Source organism: Xenorhabdus sp. KK7.4 (assembly GCF_963876465.1).
Lineage (GTDB): Bacteria > Pseudomonadota > Gammaproteobacteria > Enterobacterales > Enterobacteriaceae > Xenorhabdus > Xenorhabdus stockiae.
This window is the reverse complement of sequence record NZ_CAWNQF010000057.1, coordinates 95575-114104: the sequence shown is the minus strand read 5'-3', so window position 1 is coordinate 114104 and position 18530 is coordinate 95575. Positions and strand designations below refer to the sequence as shown.

Annotated in this window: 21 protein-coding genes; 18 read left to right on the top strand and 3 right to left on the bottom strand. The window is 44.2% G+C overall.

The features are described 5' to 3' along the window. The first annotated feature begins 360 nt into the window (after nucleotides 1-360). The 18 genes from AACS90_RS06110 to AACS90_RS06025 all read left to right on the top strand — a co-directional run bounded on the left by AACS90_RS06110 (nucleotide 361) and on the right by AACS90_RS06025 (nucleotide 15714). Nucleotides 361-1755: a cobyrinate a,c-diamide synthase gene (locus AACS90_RS06110; protein WP_099122126.1), complete on the top strand. Its 1395-nt coding sequence runs from the start codon at nucleotides 361-363 to the stop codon at nucleotides 1753-1755. Continuing rightward, nucleotides 1752-2726 carry an adenosylcobinamide-phosphate synthase CbiB gene (gene cbiB, locus AACS90_RS06105; protein WP_099122125.1) on the top strand — a complete coding sequence of 325 codons (975 nt, stop codon included), beginning with the start codon at nucleotides 1752-1754 and terminating at the stop codon, nucleotides 2724-2726. The genes AACS90_RS06110 and cbiB overlap by 4 nt, the downstream gene beginning before the upstream one ends. A gap of 12 nt (nucleotides 2727-2738) precedes the next feature. After that, nucleotides 2739-3380 carry a cobalt-precorrin-8 methylmutase gene (locus tag AACS90_RS06100; protein ID WP_099122124.1) on the top strand — a complete coding sequence of 214 codons (642 nt, stop codon included), beginning with the start codon at nucleotides 2739-2741 and terminating at the stop codon, nucleotides 3378-3380. Then, complete coding sequence (gene cbiD / locus AACS90_RS06095) at nucleotides 3373-4521, top strand: cobalt-precorrin-5B (C(1))-methyltransferase CbiD (protein ID WP_099122123.1); 1149 nt, start codon at nucleotides 3373-3375, stop codon at nucleotides 4519-4521. Before AACS90_RS06100 ends, cbiD begins: the two co-directional genes overlap by 8 nt. Then, on the top strand, nucleotides 4518-5195 hold the full coding sequence (locus tag AACS90_RS06090; protein WP_099122122.1) for an SAM-dependent methyltransferase: 678 nt from the start codon (nucleotides 4518-4520) through the stop codon (nucleotides 5193-5195). The genes cbiD and AACS90_RS06090 overlap by 4 nt, the downstream gene beginning before the upstream one ends. Continuing rightward, nucleotides 5185-5766: a decarboxylating cobalt-precorrin-6B (C(15))-methyltransferase gene (locus AACS90_RS06085; RefSeq protein WP_099122121.1), complete on the top strand. Its 582-nt coding sequence runs from the start codon at nucleotides 5185-5187 to the stop codon at nucleotides 5764-5766. The genes AACS90_RS06090 and AACS90_RS06085 overlap by 11 nt, the downstream gene beginning before the upstream one ends. Next, nucleotides 5759-6535: a cobalt-precorrin-4 methyltransferase gene (locus AACS90_RS06080; protein ID WP_099122120.1), complete on the top strand. Its 777-nt coding sequence runs from the start codon at nucleotides 5759-5761 to the stop codon at nucleotides 6533-6535. The genes AACS90_RS06085 and AACS90_RS06080 overlap by 8 nt, the downstream gene beginning before the upstream one ends. Nucleotides 6536-6539: 4 nt before the next feature. Further along, nucleotides 6540-7643, top strand: coding sequence for a cobalt-precorrin 5A hydrolase (gene cbiG, locus AACS90_RS06075; RefSeq protein ID WP_099122143.1), 1104 nt, complete (start codon nucleotides 6540-6542; stop codon nucleotides 7641-7643). Next, nucleotides 7637-8362 carry a precorrin-3B C(17)-methyltransferase gene (locus AACS90_RS06070; protein ID WP_099122119.1) on the top strand — a complete coding sequence of 242 codons (726 nt, stop codon included), beginning with the start codon at nucleotides 7637-7639 and terminating at the stop codon, nucleotides 8360-8362. Before cbiG ends, AACS90_RS06070 begins: the two co-directional genes overlap by 7 nt. After that, the gene (locus AACS90_RS06065; protein ID WP_099122118.1) at nucleotides 8359-9135 is read left to right on the top strand and encodes a cobalt-precorrin-6A reductase; all 777 of its coding nucleotides are present in this window, start codon (nucleotides 8359-8361) and stop codon (nucleotides 9133-9135) included. The genes AACS90_RS06070 and AACS90_RS06065 overlap by 4 nt, the downstream gene beginning before the upstream one ends. 24 nt (nucleotides 9136-9159) lie before the next feature. Further along, nucleotides 9160-9948 carry a sirohydrochlorin cobaltochelatase gene (cbiK, locus tag AACS90_RS06060; protein WP_099122117.1) on the top strand — a complete coding sequence of 263 codons (789 nt, stop codon included), beginning with the start codon at nucleotides 9160-9162 and terminating at the stop codon, nucleotides 9946-9948. Continuing rightward, nucleotides 9948-10712 (top strand): cobalt-factor II C(20)-methyltransferase, encoded by a 765-nt coding sequence (locus tag AACS90_RS06055; protein WP_193757206.1) that lies wholly within the window; start codon nucleotides 9948-9950, stop codon nucleotides 10710-10712. The genes cbiK and AACS90_RS06055 overlap by 1 nt, the downstream gene beginning before the upstream one ends. 3 nt (nucleotides 10713-10715) lie before the next feature. Beyond that, the gene (locus tag AACS90_RS06050) at nucleotides 10716-11447 is read left to right on the top strand and encodes an energy-coupling factor ABC transporter permease (protein WP_099122116.1); all 732 of its coding nucleotides are present in this window, start codon (nucleotides 10716-10718) and stop codon (nucleotides 11445-11447) included. Between the two features lie 12 nt (nucleotides 11448-11459). Beyond that, entirely contained in the window at nucleotides 11460-11744 is a 285-nt protein-coding gene (locus AACS90_RS06045; RefSeq protein WP_099110259.1) for an energy-coupling factor ABC transporter substrate-binding protein, read from the top strand. Next, complete coding sequence (locus AACS90_RS06040; protein WP_099122115.1) at nucleotides 11728-12420, top strand: energy-coupling factor ABC transporter transmembrane protein; 693 nt, start codon at nucleotides 11728-11730, stop codon at nucleotides 12418-12420. Before AACS90_RS06045 ends, AACS90_RS06040 begins: the two co-directional genes overlap by 17 nt. A gap of 16 nt (nucleotides 12421-12436) precedes the next feature. Then, on the top strand, nucleotides 12437-13246 hold the full coding sequence (locus AACS90_RS06035; protein ID WP_099122114.1) for an ATP-binding cassette domain-containing protein: 810 nt from the start codon (nucleotides 12437-12439) through the stop codon (nucleotides 13244-13246). A 211-nt stretch (nucleotides 13247-13457) separates the two neighbouring features. Next, entirely contained in the window at nucleotides 13458-14162 is a 705-nt protein-coding gene (locus AACS90_RS06030; protein ID WP_099122113.1) for a Slam-dependent surface lipoprotein, read from the top strand. 133 nt (nucleotides 14163-14295) lie between these two features. After that, nucleotides 14296-15714: a porin family protein gene (locus AACS90_RS06025; protein ID WP_193757205.1), complete on the top strand. Its 1419-nt coding sequence runs from the start codon at nucleotides 14296-14298 to the stop codon at nucleotides 15712-15714. Nucleotides 15715-15790: 76 nt separating this feature from the next. On the opposite strand, the gene AACS90_RS06020 is transcribed toward AACS90_RS06025, so the two are convergent. From AACS90_RS06020 to AACS90_RS06010, 3 genes are all read right to left on the bottom strand, one after another. Continuing rightward, nucleotides 15791-16570, bottom strand: a complete 780-nt coding sequence (locus tag AACS90_RS06020; protein ID WP_099122111.1) for a class I SAM-dependent methyltransferase — start codon at nucleotides 16568-16570, stop codon at nucleotides 15791-15793. A 178-nt stretch (nucleotides 16571-16748) separates the two neighbouring features. Further along, nucleotides 16749-17219: a cyanase gene (cynS, locus tag AACS90_RS06015; protein ID WP_099122110.1), complete on the bottom strand. Its 471-nt coding sequence runs from the start codon at nucleotides 17217-17219 to the stop codon at nucleotides 16749-16751. Between the two features lie 90 nt (nucleotides 17220-17309). Further along, nucleotides 17310-18284, bottom strand: coding sequence for a methyltransferase (locus AACS90_RS06010; protein ID WP_193757204.1), 975 nt, complete (start codon nucleotides 18282-18284; stop codon nucleotides 17310-17312). Nucleotides 18285-18530: the final 246 nt, after the last annotated feature.

Sequence of the window (18530 nt, the reverse complement as noted above, 5' to 3'; positions counted from 1 at the left end):
CGTTTTAAATTAAGGTGTTTTATGTGAAGTTAATTTAATTAAAGATAAATGGGGTCTTTGCTTAAACTATAGAATGTCAATGCGCTACTGGTTTTCATTGCTATTTCATTGTTGTTATGTATTGTTTTTTATTTTATCTCACTATAAATAATCATTATAGGTTGTCATTAAAATTATTAATGGAATATTAATTGTTATATGACGGGTTAATTAAAAATCATTTTGTTTGATATATGTCAATGATTAGGAATGCATGAATTTAACATCCTATTACTAATACAAGATTAAAACTAAGAAAGTCTTAAAAACTAAATCTGATTTTAATATCAAATCAGAATTTATATGTTTTGGGGTCAGCACATGCAACAGAAATATGCTTTTGTTATCGCAGGTACAGGCAGCGGATGTGGTAAGACAACGGTAACGTTGGGCATTATGCGATCCTTGATAAACCGAAAATTACGGGTACAACCGTTTAAAATCGGGCCTGATTATCTGGATGGAGGATGGCATTGTGCGGTAACGGGGGTTGCTTCACGGAATCTTGATGCTTTTATGCTCCCGGAACCTATCCTGAACGGTTTATTTAACGAAGCTATAGCCGATTACGATGTTGCCGTCATTGAAGGCGTGATGGGGCTGTATGATGGTTATGGCACAGATCCTGACTATTGCAGCAGTGCAGCGATGGCAAAGCAACTGGGTTGTCCGGTAATTTTGGTGGTGGATGGTAAGGCTGTTTCCACCTCGATTGCTGCAACAGTGATGGGATTTCAGCTCTTTGATCCGGCAGTGAATATTGCAGGTGTACTGATTAATCGCGTTAATCGGGATAGTCATTTTCAGCTTTTAAAACAGGCAATTGAAAATTACTCCGGTATTCCCGTTTTGGGGCGGCTTCCCGTTATGCCTGAAGTGACACTGCCCTCCCGTCATTTAGGGCTGCTCCCAGCACAAGAACAGCGAGATCAACCTGCTGAACGCTGGTCCCGTCTTGCTCAGCAGGTTGCAGACTCGATAGATTTGGATAAGTTGCTGGATTTAACCCGGCTATCTTCGCTGCCAAAAGGCGATATAGGTTCTTTGGTTGATCCTACTCTAGGGCGGGGGTTAACGCTGGCACTGGCAGAAGACGAAGCCTTTCACTTTTATTACCCGGATAACCTGTTGTTATTGGAAAAGGCCGGTGTATCTATCAAACGTTTCAGCCCTCTGCATGATCACCAACTTCCTGAATGTCAGATGGTTTATCTGGGGGGAGGATATCCTGAAATTTATGCCCGTACTTTAGCTGCCAACTACACCATGCATACAGCATTACGTCAGGCACACCAGAAAGGTATTCCGATTTATGCAGAATGCGGGGGATTGATGTATCTCGGTGATGCCCTGATTGATGCGGATGGTGTGAGGCATAGCATGGTGGGGCTGATTTCTGGTGAAAGCCGGATGGGTGATCACCTGAAACGCTTTGGTTACTGCGAAGCCACGGCAATGTGCGATACGCCTTTAATTGCGAAGGGAGAAACGTTGCGTGGGCATGAATTTCATTACTCAGATTTTATTACGACTCAGCCTGCCGTTTTTCAATGCATTAAGAAAACACACACTAGAGAAGCCTCAGAGAAAATCCAGAAAAGCTGGCAGGGCAGTTACCTGAATGGCAATACACTGGCGGGTTATCTGCATATCCATTTTGCCCAACGGCCTCATTTGCTCCATCGCTGGTTAATGCTGGCACGGAGGCTGTTATGACCGTGTTATTGTGGTTCTCCGCTTTTATTCTGGATATGAAGTTAGGCGACCCTCTTCATTGGCCTCATCCCGTGCGCTGGATAGGGCGGCTTATCAGCCGGTCTGAGCAATTTATTCGTCGGGTTTGTCAGACCGAAACCAGCCTGAAATGGGGCGGTGTGTTGCTATGGCTTGTCGTTGTGGGAAGTACTTGGCTGGCGAGCTATTGGTTTTTACAACTGGCCTATGGGCTTATGTTCTGGCTGGGATGTGTAGCAGAAATCTGGCTGATTTATACCATGCTGGCAGGGCGCAGCCTGAGCGATGCAGCAAATGCGGTTTATCAGGCATTGTGTAAGGAAGCTACAGATCACAATAATTTGAATATCAGCCGACAGGAACTTGCCAAAATTGTTGGTCGTGACACTTCTCAATTACAACCACCACAAATCAGCTGCGCTGTGATTGAAACCGTGGCTGAAAACAGCGTAGACGGCGTTATTGCTCCCTTATTCTTCTTAATGCTTGGCGGCGCTCCACTTGCTATGGCTTATAAGGCAATCAATACCCTTGATTCAATGGTGGGATATAAAACTCCCCGTTATCAGGCAATAGGAATGTTTTCAGCCCGTATGGATGATGTCGCGAATTGGTTACCTGCGCGTCTTGGATGGCTCCTGCTGGCAATGGCCGCAAAATGGCAGGGGCAGGATTTTCGTCAGGCATTGCGCATTGGCTGGCGTGACCGCTACCAGCACAGCAGCCCGAATAGCGGCTGGTCAGAGGCAACGATGGCAGGGGCATTAGGTATCCTCTTGGGTGGGCCGAATGTTTACTTTAACCAGCTGGTTGAAAAGCCGTGGATTGGTGATGCAAAGCGCGAAGTCACACCAGAGGATATACCTCAGTCTGTTCGAATAATGCAAGTAGCATCAGTCATGGCGCTTCTGCTTTTTGCCCTGCTGTATAGTCTGTTCAGCGTGATGATATAAGGAGGGAATAACATGAGTGATTACATCCGACAGCCCCAACAGATTGAAAAAAATAGTTTCGATATCATCAGCCGGATTATTTTCGAGTCATATCCTGATTTTCATTTTGTCGATGAAGAGCAGGAAGCGGTCATCAAACGGGTCATTCATACCACTGCTGATTTTGACTGGCTTAATCTTCTCTATTTTTCCCCTGATGTTTTTCATCTTATTCGTAACGGTATATTGCGTGGCTGTACGCTATACACCGATACAACTATGGTACTGTCCGGCATCAACAAAACCCGTCTGGCTCAGTATGGAAGCAAATGCCGTTGTTATGTCAGCGATTGTCGTACTATGCACATGGCAAAAGCGCAGCAAATTACGCGTTCGATGGCGGCTGTCGATCTGGCTCTGCAAGAACCGGGAGAGAAGATTTTTATCTTTGGCAATGCTCCGACAGCCTTGTTTCGTTTGATGGAACATCAAGTTGCACCCATTGCTGTCGTCGGTGTACCGGTTGGGTTTGTTGGGGCAGAAGAATCAAAAAATGCCCTGATCCAGAGCGGAATAAGCTGTATTGCAGCAAAAGGCCGTAAAGGAGGCAGCAATATTGCAGCTGCGATAATCAACGCGATTCTGTACCGGATGCCAGAGGTGAGCCATGAATGATCTCATTGAACTCGGTACAGTCTGGCACAGAGGAAAGCAGTATCGTAAAGGCTATACTACCGGCTCTTGTGCGACCGCTGCGGCAAAGGTTGCTGCGTTAATGATCCTGCGTCAGCAGATTATCCATCAGGTTTCAATTGTCACACCTTCCGGCATCACTCTGGCTTTGAATATTGAACAACCCTTGATTGAAGGTGATCAAGCTGTCGCGGCTATCCGCAAAGATGGCGGTGATGACGTAGACGCAACTCACGGAATGCTGATTTTTGCCCGGGTATCCCTGAACGACAGCGGTGTTATCACACTGGATGGCGGTGACGGTATTGGCAGGGTAACGCGGGTGGGGGTCGGGTTACCTATAGGCTGGGCGGCAATCAATAAAACCCCGCGCCAGACCATAGAAGAGACGGTACGGGAGGTAATCGGTCCGAATCGAGGGGCAGATATCATCATTTTTGCACCTGAAGGTGAGGAGCGAGCGAAGCAAACTTATAACGACCGATTGGGAATTAAGGGCGGAATTTCGATTATCGGCACAACAGGCATTGTAACTCCGATGTCAGAAGAGAGCTGGAAACGTTCACTGGCGCTGGAGTTAGAAACGAAACGGGCCAGTGGGTTGGATAGCATTATTTTTGTGCCGGGCAATCATGGAGAGCGTTTTGTCAGCCAGCAGCTGGGTATTGATGCCAGCTATGTCGTCACCATGAGTAACTTTGTCGGTTACATGTTACAGGAAGCAGTACGTTTGGAATTCCGCCATATCGTGCTGGTCGGGCATGTCGGCAAATTAGTGAAAATTGCCGCAGGTATTTTTCATACTCACAGCCATATTGCCGATGGACGCATGGAAACTCTGATTGCCAGTCTGGCTTTAATGGGAGCTCCTTTCGAACTGATTCAGGCCGTGGATCAGTGTGATACCACTGAAGCAGCCATTGAATTGATTGCTGAACAGGGCTGGCAGGGAGTGTACCAGCAGATAGCGCAGAAGATATGTTGGCGTATCGACCAAATGCTGCGTTTCGCCAAGAGCAAGCCACAGTGTGACGCCATTTTGTTCTCCTTTGATAATCAGATATTAGGCTGTAACCGGCCTGTAGACCAGATAGTGCAGGATTTTATGGAGGGCGGCCGATGATCACGGTTGTAGGCGTTGGCCCGGGTGCTTTAGAAAATCAGACATTGTCTGCGCTGGATGTTATCAGTCAGGCCGATGTTCTGGTTGGAGGAAAACGTCATCTTGCCGAATTTCCTTACTTCGATGGTGAAACCCATCCTGTGAATGCTGATATGGATACGTTAATGCAGTGGCTGGAACAGAATCAGCATCGCAAAGTTGTTGTACTGGCTTCAGGTGATCCTCTTTTCTATGGCATCGGTAAACGGATTAGCCAGCATTTCTCAAAGCTATCTTTTACTACAAAAGAACCAGATGCTGATGAACAGCATCATAGTAGAAAAAATATCCGCATTATCCCCGGTATCAGTTCAGTCCAGTATTTGTGCGCGCAAATTTTGCTGGATATGAATGACATTTATCTCACCAGCAGTCACGGTCGCAAGCCGGATTTTGACTGGTTACTCCAACACGAAAAAATCGCCATGGTGACGGATAACGTTATTGGCCCTTACCAGATTGCCCAGGAAATTCTGGCGCGAGGGCAACATCGTTACATGGTGATTGGTGAAAACTTATCCCACAAACATGAACACATTCGTTGCCTGACAGCAGAGCAGATCGCGCAACGTGGCGACATTCATTATGGCCTGAATGTCGTGATTATCCTGAATGGTGATTTCTATGAAAGATGAACTGTTTTTGCGTGGTCATCGCATTCCAATGACCAAAGAAGTGGTTAGAGCGCTGGCACTGGAACGTTTGCAACTGGAAAACGCCCGACATTTTATTGATGTCGGTGCAGGCACTGGCAGCGTCAGTATTGAAGCGGCACTGCGTTATCCCGCACTGGATATTATCGCCATTGAGCGCAAAGAAGATGCATTACTGCTACTGGCTGAAAATGTTCAGCATTTTTCCTGCCATAAGGTCCGTATTCAATCGGGGGTAGCCCCTGTGCCACTGGAAATCAGTGCAGATGCTATTTTCATTGGCGGAACGGGTGGCCATCTGACCGAAATTATTGACTGGACGTTGCTCAACCTGAATTCAGGCGGGCGTTTGGTCATGACTTTCATTCTGTTAGAAAACTTCACACAGGCATTGTCCTATTTGGGAGCGTGTCCGGTAGCAGAGCTGGACGGGCGTGAAATTCAGGTGGGAGAACTGACAGCATTAGGACAGGGGCATTATTTCAGGCCTAACAATCCGACTTATCTATTGTCCTGCCTGAAGAGTTCTGATCAGGAGGTACAGAATGGATAACGTCAGCTTTGACACTGAAAAAGTCTGGTTTGTTGGTGCGGGGCCGGGAGATAAGAGTCTGATTACCCTAAAGGGATATCAATTATTACGTCAGGCCCAGATAGTGATTTATGCCGGATCACTGGTTAATCACGAGCTTTTGGATTACTGCCGACCCGATGCTGAATGCCATGACAGTGCCGGATTAACGCTATCAGAGATCACCGAATTAATGGTGAATGGCGTGAAAGGGAAAAAATTGGTGGTTCGTCTGCAAACGGGAGATTTATCGCTGTTTGGCTCTATTCGTGAACAGGCAGAAGAGCTGAAAAACCACGGGATCAGTTTTATCTCTGTTCCCGGCGTGAGTTCATTTCTTGGTGCCGCCGCGCAATTGGGCGTGGAGTACACCGTCCCTGAAGTTGCCCAGAGTTTAATTATTACCCGTATGGAAGGCAGAACACCAATGCCCCCGCAGGAGACACTGGAAGCCTTTGCTGCTCATCAAACCTCAATGGCGATTTTTCTTTCGGTACAGAACATCAGGGAGGTTGTTGCACGGTTAATTCAGGGAGGTTATGAACAGGAAACACCGGTTGCTGTGGTTTATAAGGCAACGTGGCCTGATTCACAGATTGTGCGTGGAACACTGGAAACCATTACTGAACAGGTCCGCAGTGCCGGTATTCGTAAAACGGCTCTGATTCTGGTGGGCGCTTTTCTTGGGCAAGAGTACCACTATTCAAAACTGTACGATGCGAGGTTCAGCCATGAATACCGTAGCGCCTGACATAATGATTGCTGACACTATAACAGATGGAGTGACAACGTCACTTAATGCAGTCGCACCTGATAACAAATATGCCTTGTTTTGTCTGACAGCGGGAGGCATCGCACTGGCTCGTCGTTTGCAGTCCTATTTAGCGATAGATTGCTTTACCTCTCCTGAGCTGGTGGAAAGTGGTTTTTTCACATTTGACGGCAGTTTTTCCAATACGGTACGCAAAGTATTCACACGATATAGCGCACTGATCATGGTTGGTGCAACGGGGATCGCCATTCGGGTTATTGCGCCTTTACTCCGGGATAAAATGACTGATCCGGCGGTTATCGTGCTGGATGAAAAAGGGCAGTTTGCTATCAGTTTATTGTCAGGGCATATGGGAGGAGCAAATAAACTGGCACAGCAGATTGCCGATATCCTTGATGGTCAGGCTGTCATTACGACTGCAACGGATGTCAATCAGGTCGCAGCGCTGGATCTCTTATCCCAACAATTAGATGGAAGAATGGAGAATTTCCGGGAGAGCGTTAAAACCGTTAATCAAATGCTGGTTAACGGTAAACGGGTTGGAATTTGGTTTCACCCTGATTTGAGTGATGAAAAAAATCGCTACGATATACGTGGGTTCATTCCCGTTGATTCTCTGGAAGAACGCCCTGAGCTGGATGCTTTGGTATATGTCAGTTATGAGCGAACTAATCTAATGCTGGCAATCCCTGTATTTAAATTAATTCCTCGCCGTATTGTGGCAGGAATAGGTTGCCGGTTAGGAGTAGAACCTGAGCAATGCGCCGAACTCTTAGAACGCCATCTGTTGGAACTCAACCTTGAACCACTGGCACTGAAAGCTATCGGCAGTATTGAATTGAAAAAAGACGAGCCAGCGTTAATCCAATTAAGCCAGCAGCATCAAATTCCATTCCAGACTTTTTCTGTTAATCAGCTTTCCCACTATGAGCAAGTATTTCCCACGTCTGAATTTGTCCGGAAAACGGTAGGCATCGGCAGTGTCTCCCAGCCTGTGGCCTGGCTAATGAGTAAAGGGCACTTGGTTGGCCATACTCTGCGAGAGCAAGGTGTCACCATCACATTAGGAGTATTGAGTCCATGTTAACTGTCATTGGAATTGGTCCCGGTAGCGAAGTCATGATGACGCAGGAAGCGATAATGGCACTAAAAGCCGCTGATATCGTGGTGGGTTATAAAACCTACACCCATTTAGTGAAACCGTTGGTTGGTGACAAGGAAATTATTAAAACTGGCATGTGTAAGGAGATAGAACGTTGTCAGACCGCTATTGAGCTGGCAGAACAGGGTAAAAATGTGGCGGTGGTTTGCAGTGGTGATGCGGGTATTTATGGCATGGCCGGTCTGATTCTGGAACTGGTCAGCCAGCAAAAACGTAATGTAGAAGTCAGGCTGGTGGCTGGAGTGACGGCAAGTACCGCCTGTGCTGCTTTGCTGGGGGCGCCGTTAATGCATGATTTTTGTCATATCAGCCTGAGTGATCTGCTGACGCCGTGGGAATTGATCGAAAAACGGGTGAAGGCGGCGGCAGAAGCCGATTTTGTCATCTGTTTCTATAATCCGCGCAGCCGTGAACGGGAAGAACATCTGGCCCGGGCATTTGCCCTGATGGAACCGTGGAAATCAACAGATACGCCTGTGGGAGTCGTGAAAGCAGCAGGACGTAAACATGAAGATAAATGGCTGACCACTTTTGGCTCAATGGATTTCTCCCGTGTTGATATGCGCAGTCTGGTGATAGTGGGTAATCAGTCAACATATGTACGTGACGGGCTGATGATCACACCAAGGGGATACCGGTTATGAAACGGCCAGCGACTCTCATTTTTGGCGGAACCAGCGATGCCCGCCAGATTTGTCAGATGATGGATACTGTCGGCATCAATTACTGCCTGTCAGTGGCGACTTCCGCAGGCGTACAACAGGCGACGGGGATCCGTGGCGAAATAATTACCGGCAGAATGGAAGCGGAACAGATGGTGGATTATCTGAAAAAGCGGGAAATGGAAAGGGTGATTGATGCCTCGCATCCCTATGCTGAACGGCTGAGCCAGAATATTGTCAGCGCCTGCCGAAAGTTAGGTATTCCTCTTATTCGTTATATCCGACCCAGCGATATTGATGCTGTCGAGAACCCGCTTATTCATAAAGTCACAACCATCAAACAGGCATGTGAAACAGCGGTCAGGCTGGGTACACGGATTTTGCTGACAACCGGCAGTAAACAGCTGGCCGATTATATGACGTACCTGAAAGAGAAAACGGTACTGGCCCGAGTCTTACCAACCGCAGAAGTGTTGAAAATATGTGAATCCTGTGGCTTATCTGTCGATCAGATTTTTGCCCTGAAAGGCCCGTTCAGTGCTGATTTTAATCGGGCTTTTTACCAATTTTGCCGGGCGGATGTTGTGATTACCAAAGAGTCGGGTGAGCAAGGAGGTTTCAGGGAAAAAGTGGAACCGTGTCTTTCTCTTGGGCTGCCCTGCATTGTGCTTTGTCGCCCGGAACAACAATTTGAAGGCGAGGGGATCACTCAGATTCATGGATTAGAAGAGATGGCGTGCTTGTTGGCAAATTAAAATAAACCAATAAGGAAAAACGAAATGAAAAAAGCACTATTGGTGATCAGTTTCGGAACCAGTTATCACGAAACACTGAAAAATAATATTGAAGCCTGTGAACAACAACTGGCATCTGTATTTCCGGACAGGGAACTCTTCAGGGCATTCACCTCCGGTATGATCATTCGCAAATTGCGCCAGCGCGATGATATTCACATTGATAACCCGCATGATGCGTTAACCAGATTACACCACGCCGGTTATAACGATGTTGCTGTTCAGTGTTTGCATATTATCAAGGGCGATGAATATGAAAAGGTGTTACATGAAGTTGAAAAATTTCGTCCTCGCTTTAGACGATTAGTGCTTGGCGCTCCGTTACTCAGCCATTTTGATGATTATCTGCAACTGATGCGGGCATTACACCACCAGCTTCCTGTACTGACGGAAAACGAACGTGTCGTCTTTATGGGACATGGCACAGAACACCATGCTTTTTCTGCTTACGCCTGTCTTGACCATCTGATGAATCATTATCACTTTCCGGCACGGGTAGGTGCGGTTGAAAGTTATCCGGAACTTCCCTTGATTATAAAAGGATTAAAAGAGCAACGGATCCGCAAAGTATATCTGATGCCATTGATGCTGGTGGCCGGAGATCATGCCATCAATGACATGGCTTCAAGTGAAGACGGTTCGTGGAAATCACAGCTGGAAAAGGCCGGAATAGCCGCAATCCCCTGGCTACAGGGATTGGGAGAAAATCCGAAAATTCGGCAGATGTTTGTCGACCACCTTACTTGTGCGCTGAACTGTCAGGAGAAAGCCTGATGGATAAAAAATCGTCGGATAATATGGGGAGACTGTATGTTATTGGCGTGGGGCCGGGAGCCAGTGATCTGATTACGGTACGGGCAGCCCGCATTCTTGCTGAACTTGATGTGATCTATACCCCAACGGGCAAAAAAGGAACCAAAAGCCTCGCTCACTCAATTATTGAAGAATATCTTTTGGCGGAAACCAAAGTTTTCACTTACCACTTTTTAATGAAAGCCGATATAGACGCTAAAAACGCAGTGTGGGATGAAGTCGCTCACTCATTGCAAGAAGAAGTGTTCAGTGGCAGAAAAGTCGGTTTTATCACTTTGGGTGATCCTATGCTGTTCAGCACATGGGTATTCCTTTTACAGCGTCTGGTATCGACGCAGATGGCCATTCCGCCGTGGCTGGAAATTGTGCCGGGAATAACTTCATTTTCTGCCATTGCCGCCGCCAGTACGATGCCATTGGCAATGGAAAACCAGACATTGGCTGTTATTTCCTGTACTGCTTCTGAAACCACTTTAGAACAGGCATTGCTTAATCACGATTGCCTTGTCCTGATGAAAGTCTATTCACGTTTCCCCCTGATCCGTAACTTGTTACAACGTCACAATCTTCTGGAACATGCATTGATGATGGCTGATGCCACATTGCCGGATGAACAATGCTGGCGCGATCTCACCACACTGCCGTTCAGTGAAAAAGATTGCAGACAGGAATTATCTTATTTTTCAACGATTTTAATTAATAAAAACTGGCAATTATCGAGGTGAGTTATGCAACAGAAACTGACGAACTCTACGTTATTGAGTGCAATTATCGCACTGTTGTTGGTGATGGCACCGCAGGAAGTTTTTGCTATGCATGTCATGGAGGGGTTTTTGCCCCCCATGTGGGCGATTGGCTGGTGGCTGGCTTTTCTGCCTTGTCTGGCGGTCGGGTTGGTAAAGTTACGCCAGATTGTGCAGGATGAGGGGAATCAGAAAGTGCTGCTGGCACTGTGTGGCGCATTTATTTTTGTCCTTTCAGCCCTGAAAATTCCTTCGGTTACCGGAAGTTGCTCACATCCTACCGGCGTGGCGCTGGCGGTGATTCTATTTGGCCCTTCTGTTGTGGCGATACTGGGTGCAATTGTCTTGTTGTTTCAGGCGTTATTGCTGGCACATGGCGGTATCACAACGCTGGGTGCTAACGGAATGTCAATGGCAGTTATTGGCCCACTGGCCGGGTATTTGATCTGGCGTTTCTCCTGCAAGATGGGAATGCGCAAAGATATTAGCGTCTTTTTGTGTGCTTTTGTCGCTGATATTGTCACTTACGCCATTACCTCCATTCAGTTGGGTGTTGCTTTTCCTGATCCGCAACTCGGTATGGGGGCGGCGATCCTTAAATTCATGGGTATTTTCTGCATAACTCAACTTCCCATTGCCGTGGCTGAAGGGTTACTAACCGTACTGATTTACGACCAGTTGGTAAAAAGACAATTAATTCAGGCCCGCAGTTTCTGAGGAGAACAACAAATGAAAAAGACCTTGATATTACTGTCCCTCGTTGCAGCACTGTGCATTATCCCGTTTTTCATTGAGCATGGCGGGGAATTCGGTGGAGCAGATGGACAGGCAGAAGCCCAGATTATGGAAATAGCGCCGGATTATACACCGTGGTTTGAGTCCCTCTATGAACCTGCCAGTGGTGAGATTGAAAGCCTGTTGTTTACTTTACAGGGAAGCCTGGGTACTGCCGTGATTTTCTACATTTTTGGTTACTATCACCGTAATCGGAAAGATCATGATCGGAATAGATAAACTCAGTTACCAGAGCCGCTGGCGTGATAAAGATCCCAGGGCGAAATTCGCCCTGTATCTCCTGTTCATGACTCTGGCAATGGTGCTTTCGCCATTGGGGCAGGCCGTGTTGTTGGTCGGGCTTGTGATGCTTAGCTGCTATCTATTGCGGATCAGCCTGCTGCGTTATTTGAAATGGCTGTTAATTCCTTGCAGTTTTTTGGTATTCGGCCTGATTGCGATTGTGTTGTCCGTTGGTATGCAGCCGGAAAAAATGCTGTGGGGATTTCGTATCGGGCAATATTGGCTTGGTATTGATACGCATGGAATTCAGATAGCTAATCAAACTCTCTGGCGCAGCCTTGCTGCGCTATCTGCAACATTCTGGTTCATGATGAATATGCCCTTTGAACAGATAATCAGATTACTGAAATTTTGCCGTGTTCCTCATTTGCTAATCGAACAACTCCTGCTGACATGGCGTTTTATTTTTATCTTTGTAGAGGAAGCAGCCGCAATTCATCATGCGCAATCATTACGGTTCGGTTACCGCACTTTGCGAACGAGTTACCACTCACTGGCAATGCTAATCAGTATGTTATTTGTGCGGGTAATGAACCGTTATCAGCAAATGAGCGTGGCATTGGAACTTAAGCTATATCAGGGGAATTTCCATTTAACAATAAGAAAACCATAAAGTAAGGTGAAATAATATGTTAGAAACTCGGGCACTGTCTTTCAGCTATCAGGATGATCCGGTCTTAAAAGATCTCACACTTGATTTCAGTCGCTTTCAGGTTACTGGCATTATTGGTGCAAATGGCTGTGGCAAATCCACCTTATTTATGAATCTTTCCGGTATTCTGCGCCCACAAAAAGGCGCAGTCTGGTGGAATAACACACCGCTGGATTACAGTAAAAAAGGTCTGATGGCTCTGCGCCAGCGTGTTGTGACAGTTTTTCAGGACCCCAACCAACAAATTTTTTATACCGATATCAACAGCGATCTTGCTTTTAGTTTGCGTAATCTGGGTGTTGATGAAACTGAAATTCAGCGCCGGATAGAATATGCACTGACACAGGTAGATGCACACACTTTTCGCAATAAGCCAATTCAATACCTGAGTTTTGGTCAGAAAAAAAGAGTTGCTATTGCGGGTGCGCTGGTTATGGATGCTGATTATTTATTGCTGGATGAACCAACCGCAGGGCTTGATCCGGCAGGTCGCCAACAAATGTTAGATATTATCCACACTATTGCTGCTGAAGGTAAAAGGATCATTATTTCCAGTCACGATATAGATTTAATTTATCAAATCTGCGATGGCTTATATGTGCTGGCAAATGGAGAAATGATCAGTTCCGGCAGCACTGAAACCGTGTTCCTGCAAAAAACTCAGCTTGAGCAGGCTGGATTGGTACAGCCGTGGCTGGTGAAAGTACACACTGAAGGTGGTTTGTCTTTGTGCAAGACAGAGCAACAGCTTTTTTCCATGCTTCGCAAAAATATCCCTCATCATTAACACTTTTGTAAAGCAGCAATAATGAAGTTTGCTATACCACTTTGTAATCGTCCAACTCCCAGCAAAAATAAAATCATTAACCAACTGTTAACGTAATGTTATTTTTCATTAACATTAATATTTTCTAAGTGTAATTTATTCGGAATGGAAAATAAAACTGGCTATTTATTAATGGATAAAACTATATTCTTTATACTTAGTGAGGTTATTGATGAAAATTGTTAATATATTTATTATAGCAATTGGCACCTTGGGGTTAATAACACAGGCTCATGCAAAAGTTGGATACGGTATAAGCCAAACAAAAACTGATCCACATTTGGTTATCGGAGAAAAAGACGGTGAGCCAGCTCTTGGTATCTCTTCAGTTCTGAACGGTCAGCTTTTCTCTGCATCTAACCTGAAAAACTGGGCAAAACTCGATCATAATGGCGTCTATGAGTTTGAAACACCCATGAGTGGTCACCATAAGATTGATATAGTGCAAATTCCCGATACGGAAGTTTACTTCGGTGAATGGGCACACGGAACGGGAGAGGAGGCAAACAAAACCCACACCGTTTTTTATGCGGGTAAAGATGTTACAACCAATATGCCAAAAAGTGGCAAAGCTACCTACAGCATTACCGGTATAAATCAATATGATGGTAGTAATCTCCTTCATGGTAAGGCAACCGCTGATTTTGATAGCCAAAAAATGGATGGTTCATTCAAAAATAACTCCACCAATATAGATATCCATGCTGATATTAATCAACAAGATGCTAGCTTTTCAGGTAAAGCCAAAGCCAATGGTAGTATCGATGGTATCACTTCCGGAAGATTCTTTGGTGATGGTGCTTCTGTTATAGCAGGGCAAACCCACTTTGATAGCGACAGCAGAAAAGATACTGCTTTTGGGGGCTCTAAACAGTAGTGATTAGTCTTACAGGATAACAGTGTTCTTAACACTGTTATCTTCTCTTATCTCCTCCATTTCATCTTCTTATAACGGCCTAATATCATTATTTCTTTTCGGAAGATGAATTCTGCAAATGGAGATTATCTCTATGATTTTTAATATAAATATGCCTGTATTGTTTACGTTACTACTGACACAATTATTTTTCTCAACAGGCTACGCCAGTAATATATCAAATGCGATTTTGCCAAAGGATGATATTTCATCAATTGTCATTGATGGGCAAAAATTTAAGGTTGAAAATAATCTTAAAGATATTTCTCAGGCTCTGTATCTGACTATTAACTATCAGCAATGGTCAGATGTAAAACGCTTTTTGGCGGCTTATCAAAAGTTATCGGGGCATGACGCTGTATTGATTAATTTTGCTCAGGGTGGATTGGCCCGTAATGAAGGAAATTTGGCCTTAGCCGCTTCCCTCTATCAAGAAATCTTACGTCAAAAACCCGATCTCACCCGAATTAAACTGGAGTTGGCCCGTGTTTATTTTGAGGATCAGAAAAATAGGGAAGCTAAGCAGTTAATGGAGGAATTAAGTAAACAGAAACAGTTGCCGAAGATTGTGCTGAAAAATATTGACGGATATATAAAAGCCATAGAACAAAGAGACCGCTGGCGCAGTTCATTTTCACTCAGTTCTGTCTATGACGATAATATCAATATGTCTTCAAGAAGATCAAAATACGTATATATATTAGACGATAAATGTGAAGGCAATGAATGTATTGTTAAAATGGAGGCACCAAAAAGGATCAAGGCATTGGGAAACGCTTATAATGGTACATTAAGCCGTCGTTACCAGCTTGTTGGTCATCATGGTATTTTTGGTCGTGGAATGTTTGATGGTGAGTTTTATCCTCAATATCATGATGGGAATGAAAATGTATTCTCGCTGATCGCTGGCTACAATTTTAAAAACAGAAACCATGATTTATCCATTGCGCCTTTGTTCGAATATAGATTAGATGCCGGTCGTCCCGAATACAACGCGGTCGGAACCCAATTAGACTGGCAATGGGCACTCACCGATCGAACTATTTTCAGTACTTTCCTTGAGCACGAACGATTCAGTTATCAGCCTCGTTTTCACTGGAAAAACGGTGATATTTTCTTATCTAATTTCATGCTCTCTCATGCCATAGCCCACGATGTTACCTTGTTTGGCGGGACTAACTGGAGCTATAGGACGAATAAACAATTAGTCAGTAGTTATCACCAATGGGGAGCTACCGTGGGAATATCCGGGCCACTCTATTATTCCGGCATTGAGGGTTCGTTGTTTGCTACACTGAAAAAACAACATTTTGGTGCTTACAACGGGTTTCTGGGGGCCAGACGTAGAGATAGCGGACAAATCTATAATGCCTCCGTTAAATTTCCTGTTGCTGAGATATTGGGGATGAGACCTTCTATTACCTTTCGCCACACACATAATCGTAGTAATGCTAGCTGGATATACAGCTATGATCAAAACGAAGTACGAATACAACTGGAAAAATATTTTTAGTCAAAAAGTGGGTTACTTGCCTAACCCCGTAACATCCGATTTGTGTATAGGATAAAGTAACCACACAGTGTGCAAGCTAATCTTTAATCGAGCGGGTTGCCATAAAAGTAGGTAAATACTGATCTATGACAAAACGGGGATGGGGTTGCCAATCCTCATAAAAATCAATTAACCGGAATCCAACACGTAGTTGCCCGCCAATTAAATCAGTTAAAGAGTGCCCGAAAACAAACGCTTCCTGTTTCTGGTTTTTATCAGTTATTTGTTCTGGTGTCAGAATATCCATTTCAGAAAAAGGCATTTTATACAGTGGCTTAATAATTCCTTGCTGCATATGTTCTTGATTGCGTTCTCCGACAAAAACGACAGGGTTGAAAAAGCTCGCTAATAATTTCCCTTTTCTTTTTAAAACCCGGTGACACTCTTGCCATACAGGATTGACATCGGGAATATACAAATTAGAGATAGGGTGAAAAATGAAATCAAATGTTTCATCGGCGAATATACTGAGATCCCGCATATCTCCCTGAACAGTCTCAATTCGGAGTTCGTCTCTTTCTGCAACGACTCTGTCTTGCTCCAGTTGTTTTATGGAAAGATCAAAAACAGTGACTTCAGCTCCGGCTGCCGCCAGTATTGGCGCTTGCTGCCCTCCGGCTGAGGCCAGACATAGGATACGTTTCTGGCTAATATCACCAAGCCACTCTTTGGGAAGCGCTTTCGGAGTGAGATGAACCTGCCATTCACCTTTTTTGGCTTGTGAAACCGTCTCGGAACTAACAGGAACAGACCACGGATGCTGCTCTTCGGCTTGTTTATCCCAGGCTATTTGGTTCGCAGTTAAAAAATCAGTCATAAAGAATACTCATTGGTAGGGGAGTGATGCAACTCAAAATCCATAGGGTATAATTTAAAAGTGTTGATTTAAGACTCTTTCTGATCCGAATCTCTTATTATATACGTCTTCTCATTCATCACCCCGAACTCTTCTTCGCTCACAGGAAAACATCCACCAGCACACGGGTTTCACATGATTAAAATGGTTTTGTCGGTAAATATTTACCGTCCAGAGTGATTACAGCCCGGCTTCCGCCTGCGGGATCTTCGATTTTCCTGATATCTAATTTAAAGTCAATTGCACTAATAATACCGTCGCCAAATTGCTCATGAATTAACGCTTTTAAGGTTGTTCCGTAGACTTGTAATATTTCATAGAAGCGATAAATCGTTGGGTCAGTCGGTATTCCGGTTGGGATTGAACCCCGCATAGGAATTGCCTGTAGAAGTTTTACCGCATCATCTTTCAGCCCCAATTGTTCGACAACCTTTTTGGCCGCTTCCATCGGTAATGAATGTTGCCCAAGTAAGGCCGCTGTAACAAAAGTCACACTCAGCCCTGTGCCCTGCGCAATGTCTTCCCATGAGAGGTTTTTTGCAAGTTTGGCTGTGATAATACGTTCAGTCAGCTCGAGACGAGAGGTTTGAGTGGTTAATGTTTGTTGCATGTTATTTTCCTGAATAGTAGTGAGAGGTAGAAAAGGGGTAAATAAGGAAAATAACCCGGATCACTATCCGTAATTCGGGTTATTGACTGCTTATTTTTTCATTTCAATAATATAGTGATGACTTCCTGTCAGGGAGAAATTAAGATTATATGCATTTGTTATAGTGAGGCCCGCTTGTCCTGCTATTGATTCGAATTCTGAGCGATATCGTGATTTACCCGATACTGTGACGTCCATATATAAATCAAAAGATTCTGAAGTCGCATTATTTTTCTCTTTAATCATCTCGATAATATATAAAACAGAATCTTTTCTCATTGCTTTATGGCAATTTCTGAGAATGTCAACGGCTTTTTGATCTGGCCAGTTATGCAATACGTTTTTTATACAATAAGCATCGTATCCTGAAGGAATATCAGCAAAAAAATCACCGTTGATTAAAGTCACACCTTCAGATTCTTTTTTGTCAAAATCATACAAATCCATGACGTGACACTGGATATGGGGATAGTGCGTTTTTATATCTTTTGCTAAAGCGCCAAGACCTCCACCTATATCAATAAATGAAGTAATGCCATCTAGAGGCATATTTTCAATAATTGGATCACTCTTTGACTCAGTTGCTTTTGACATAAAATCATCAAAAGTCACTTTGAAGTTTTTATTACTTTCATGACCCGCATAAGCGAAAAATGATTGATGATTGTGAATTTCAAACGCCGGTTTGTCGCTCATTTCATTCAGAGATGTGCTGTATTGTGACCATGCATTCCAAATGGCTGGGTTTAATTCGAGTTTTATGTGTAATGTCTCAAGGCTGTTTGGATCACTGAGAGTTGAGCATTCCTCAGTGAGATAAAATTTATCTTCTTTTTTTGTTAACACATTGAGTGTTTGCATGTAATTCAACAGCCTATGAAACCTATCCTCAGAAACATGACATAATTGAGCAAGGTGTTTCGCTGTTTTACCCTCTTGAGTGGTTAAATATAATGGTGCCTTACTTTCCACAAAGGCAAACAGTGCAGCAGACTTACGATAAGACACAGTCATTTCTGATAACATTATTTTCTCCCGCATATATAATTAATCAGAACTAAAATATATTCTTTTAATAAATCTTGCATTATCAAATTATGCCATAAGAGCAATAATTATTACCATGAAAAAACAGATTAAATATTATCAATCAGACTTTATGATTAGCTGTTAATTAAATAATTTTTCTTTGATTAATATCAATTAATTGCCATAAAATTTGATTTTATTATGCGATTAATAAAAAATGTAATGCAATGTAAAATAATACCC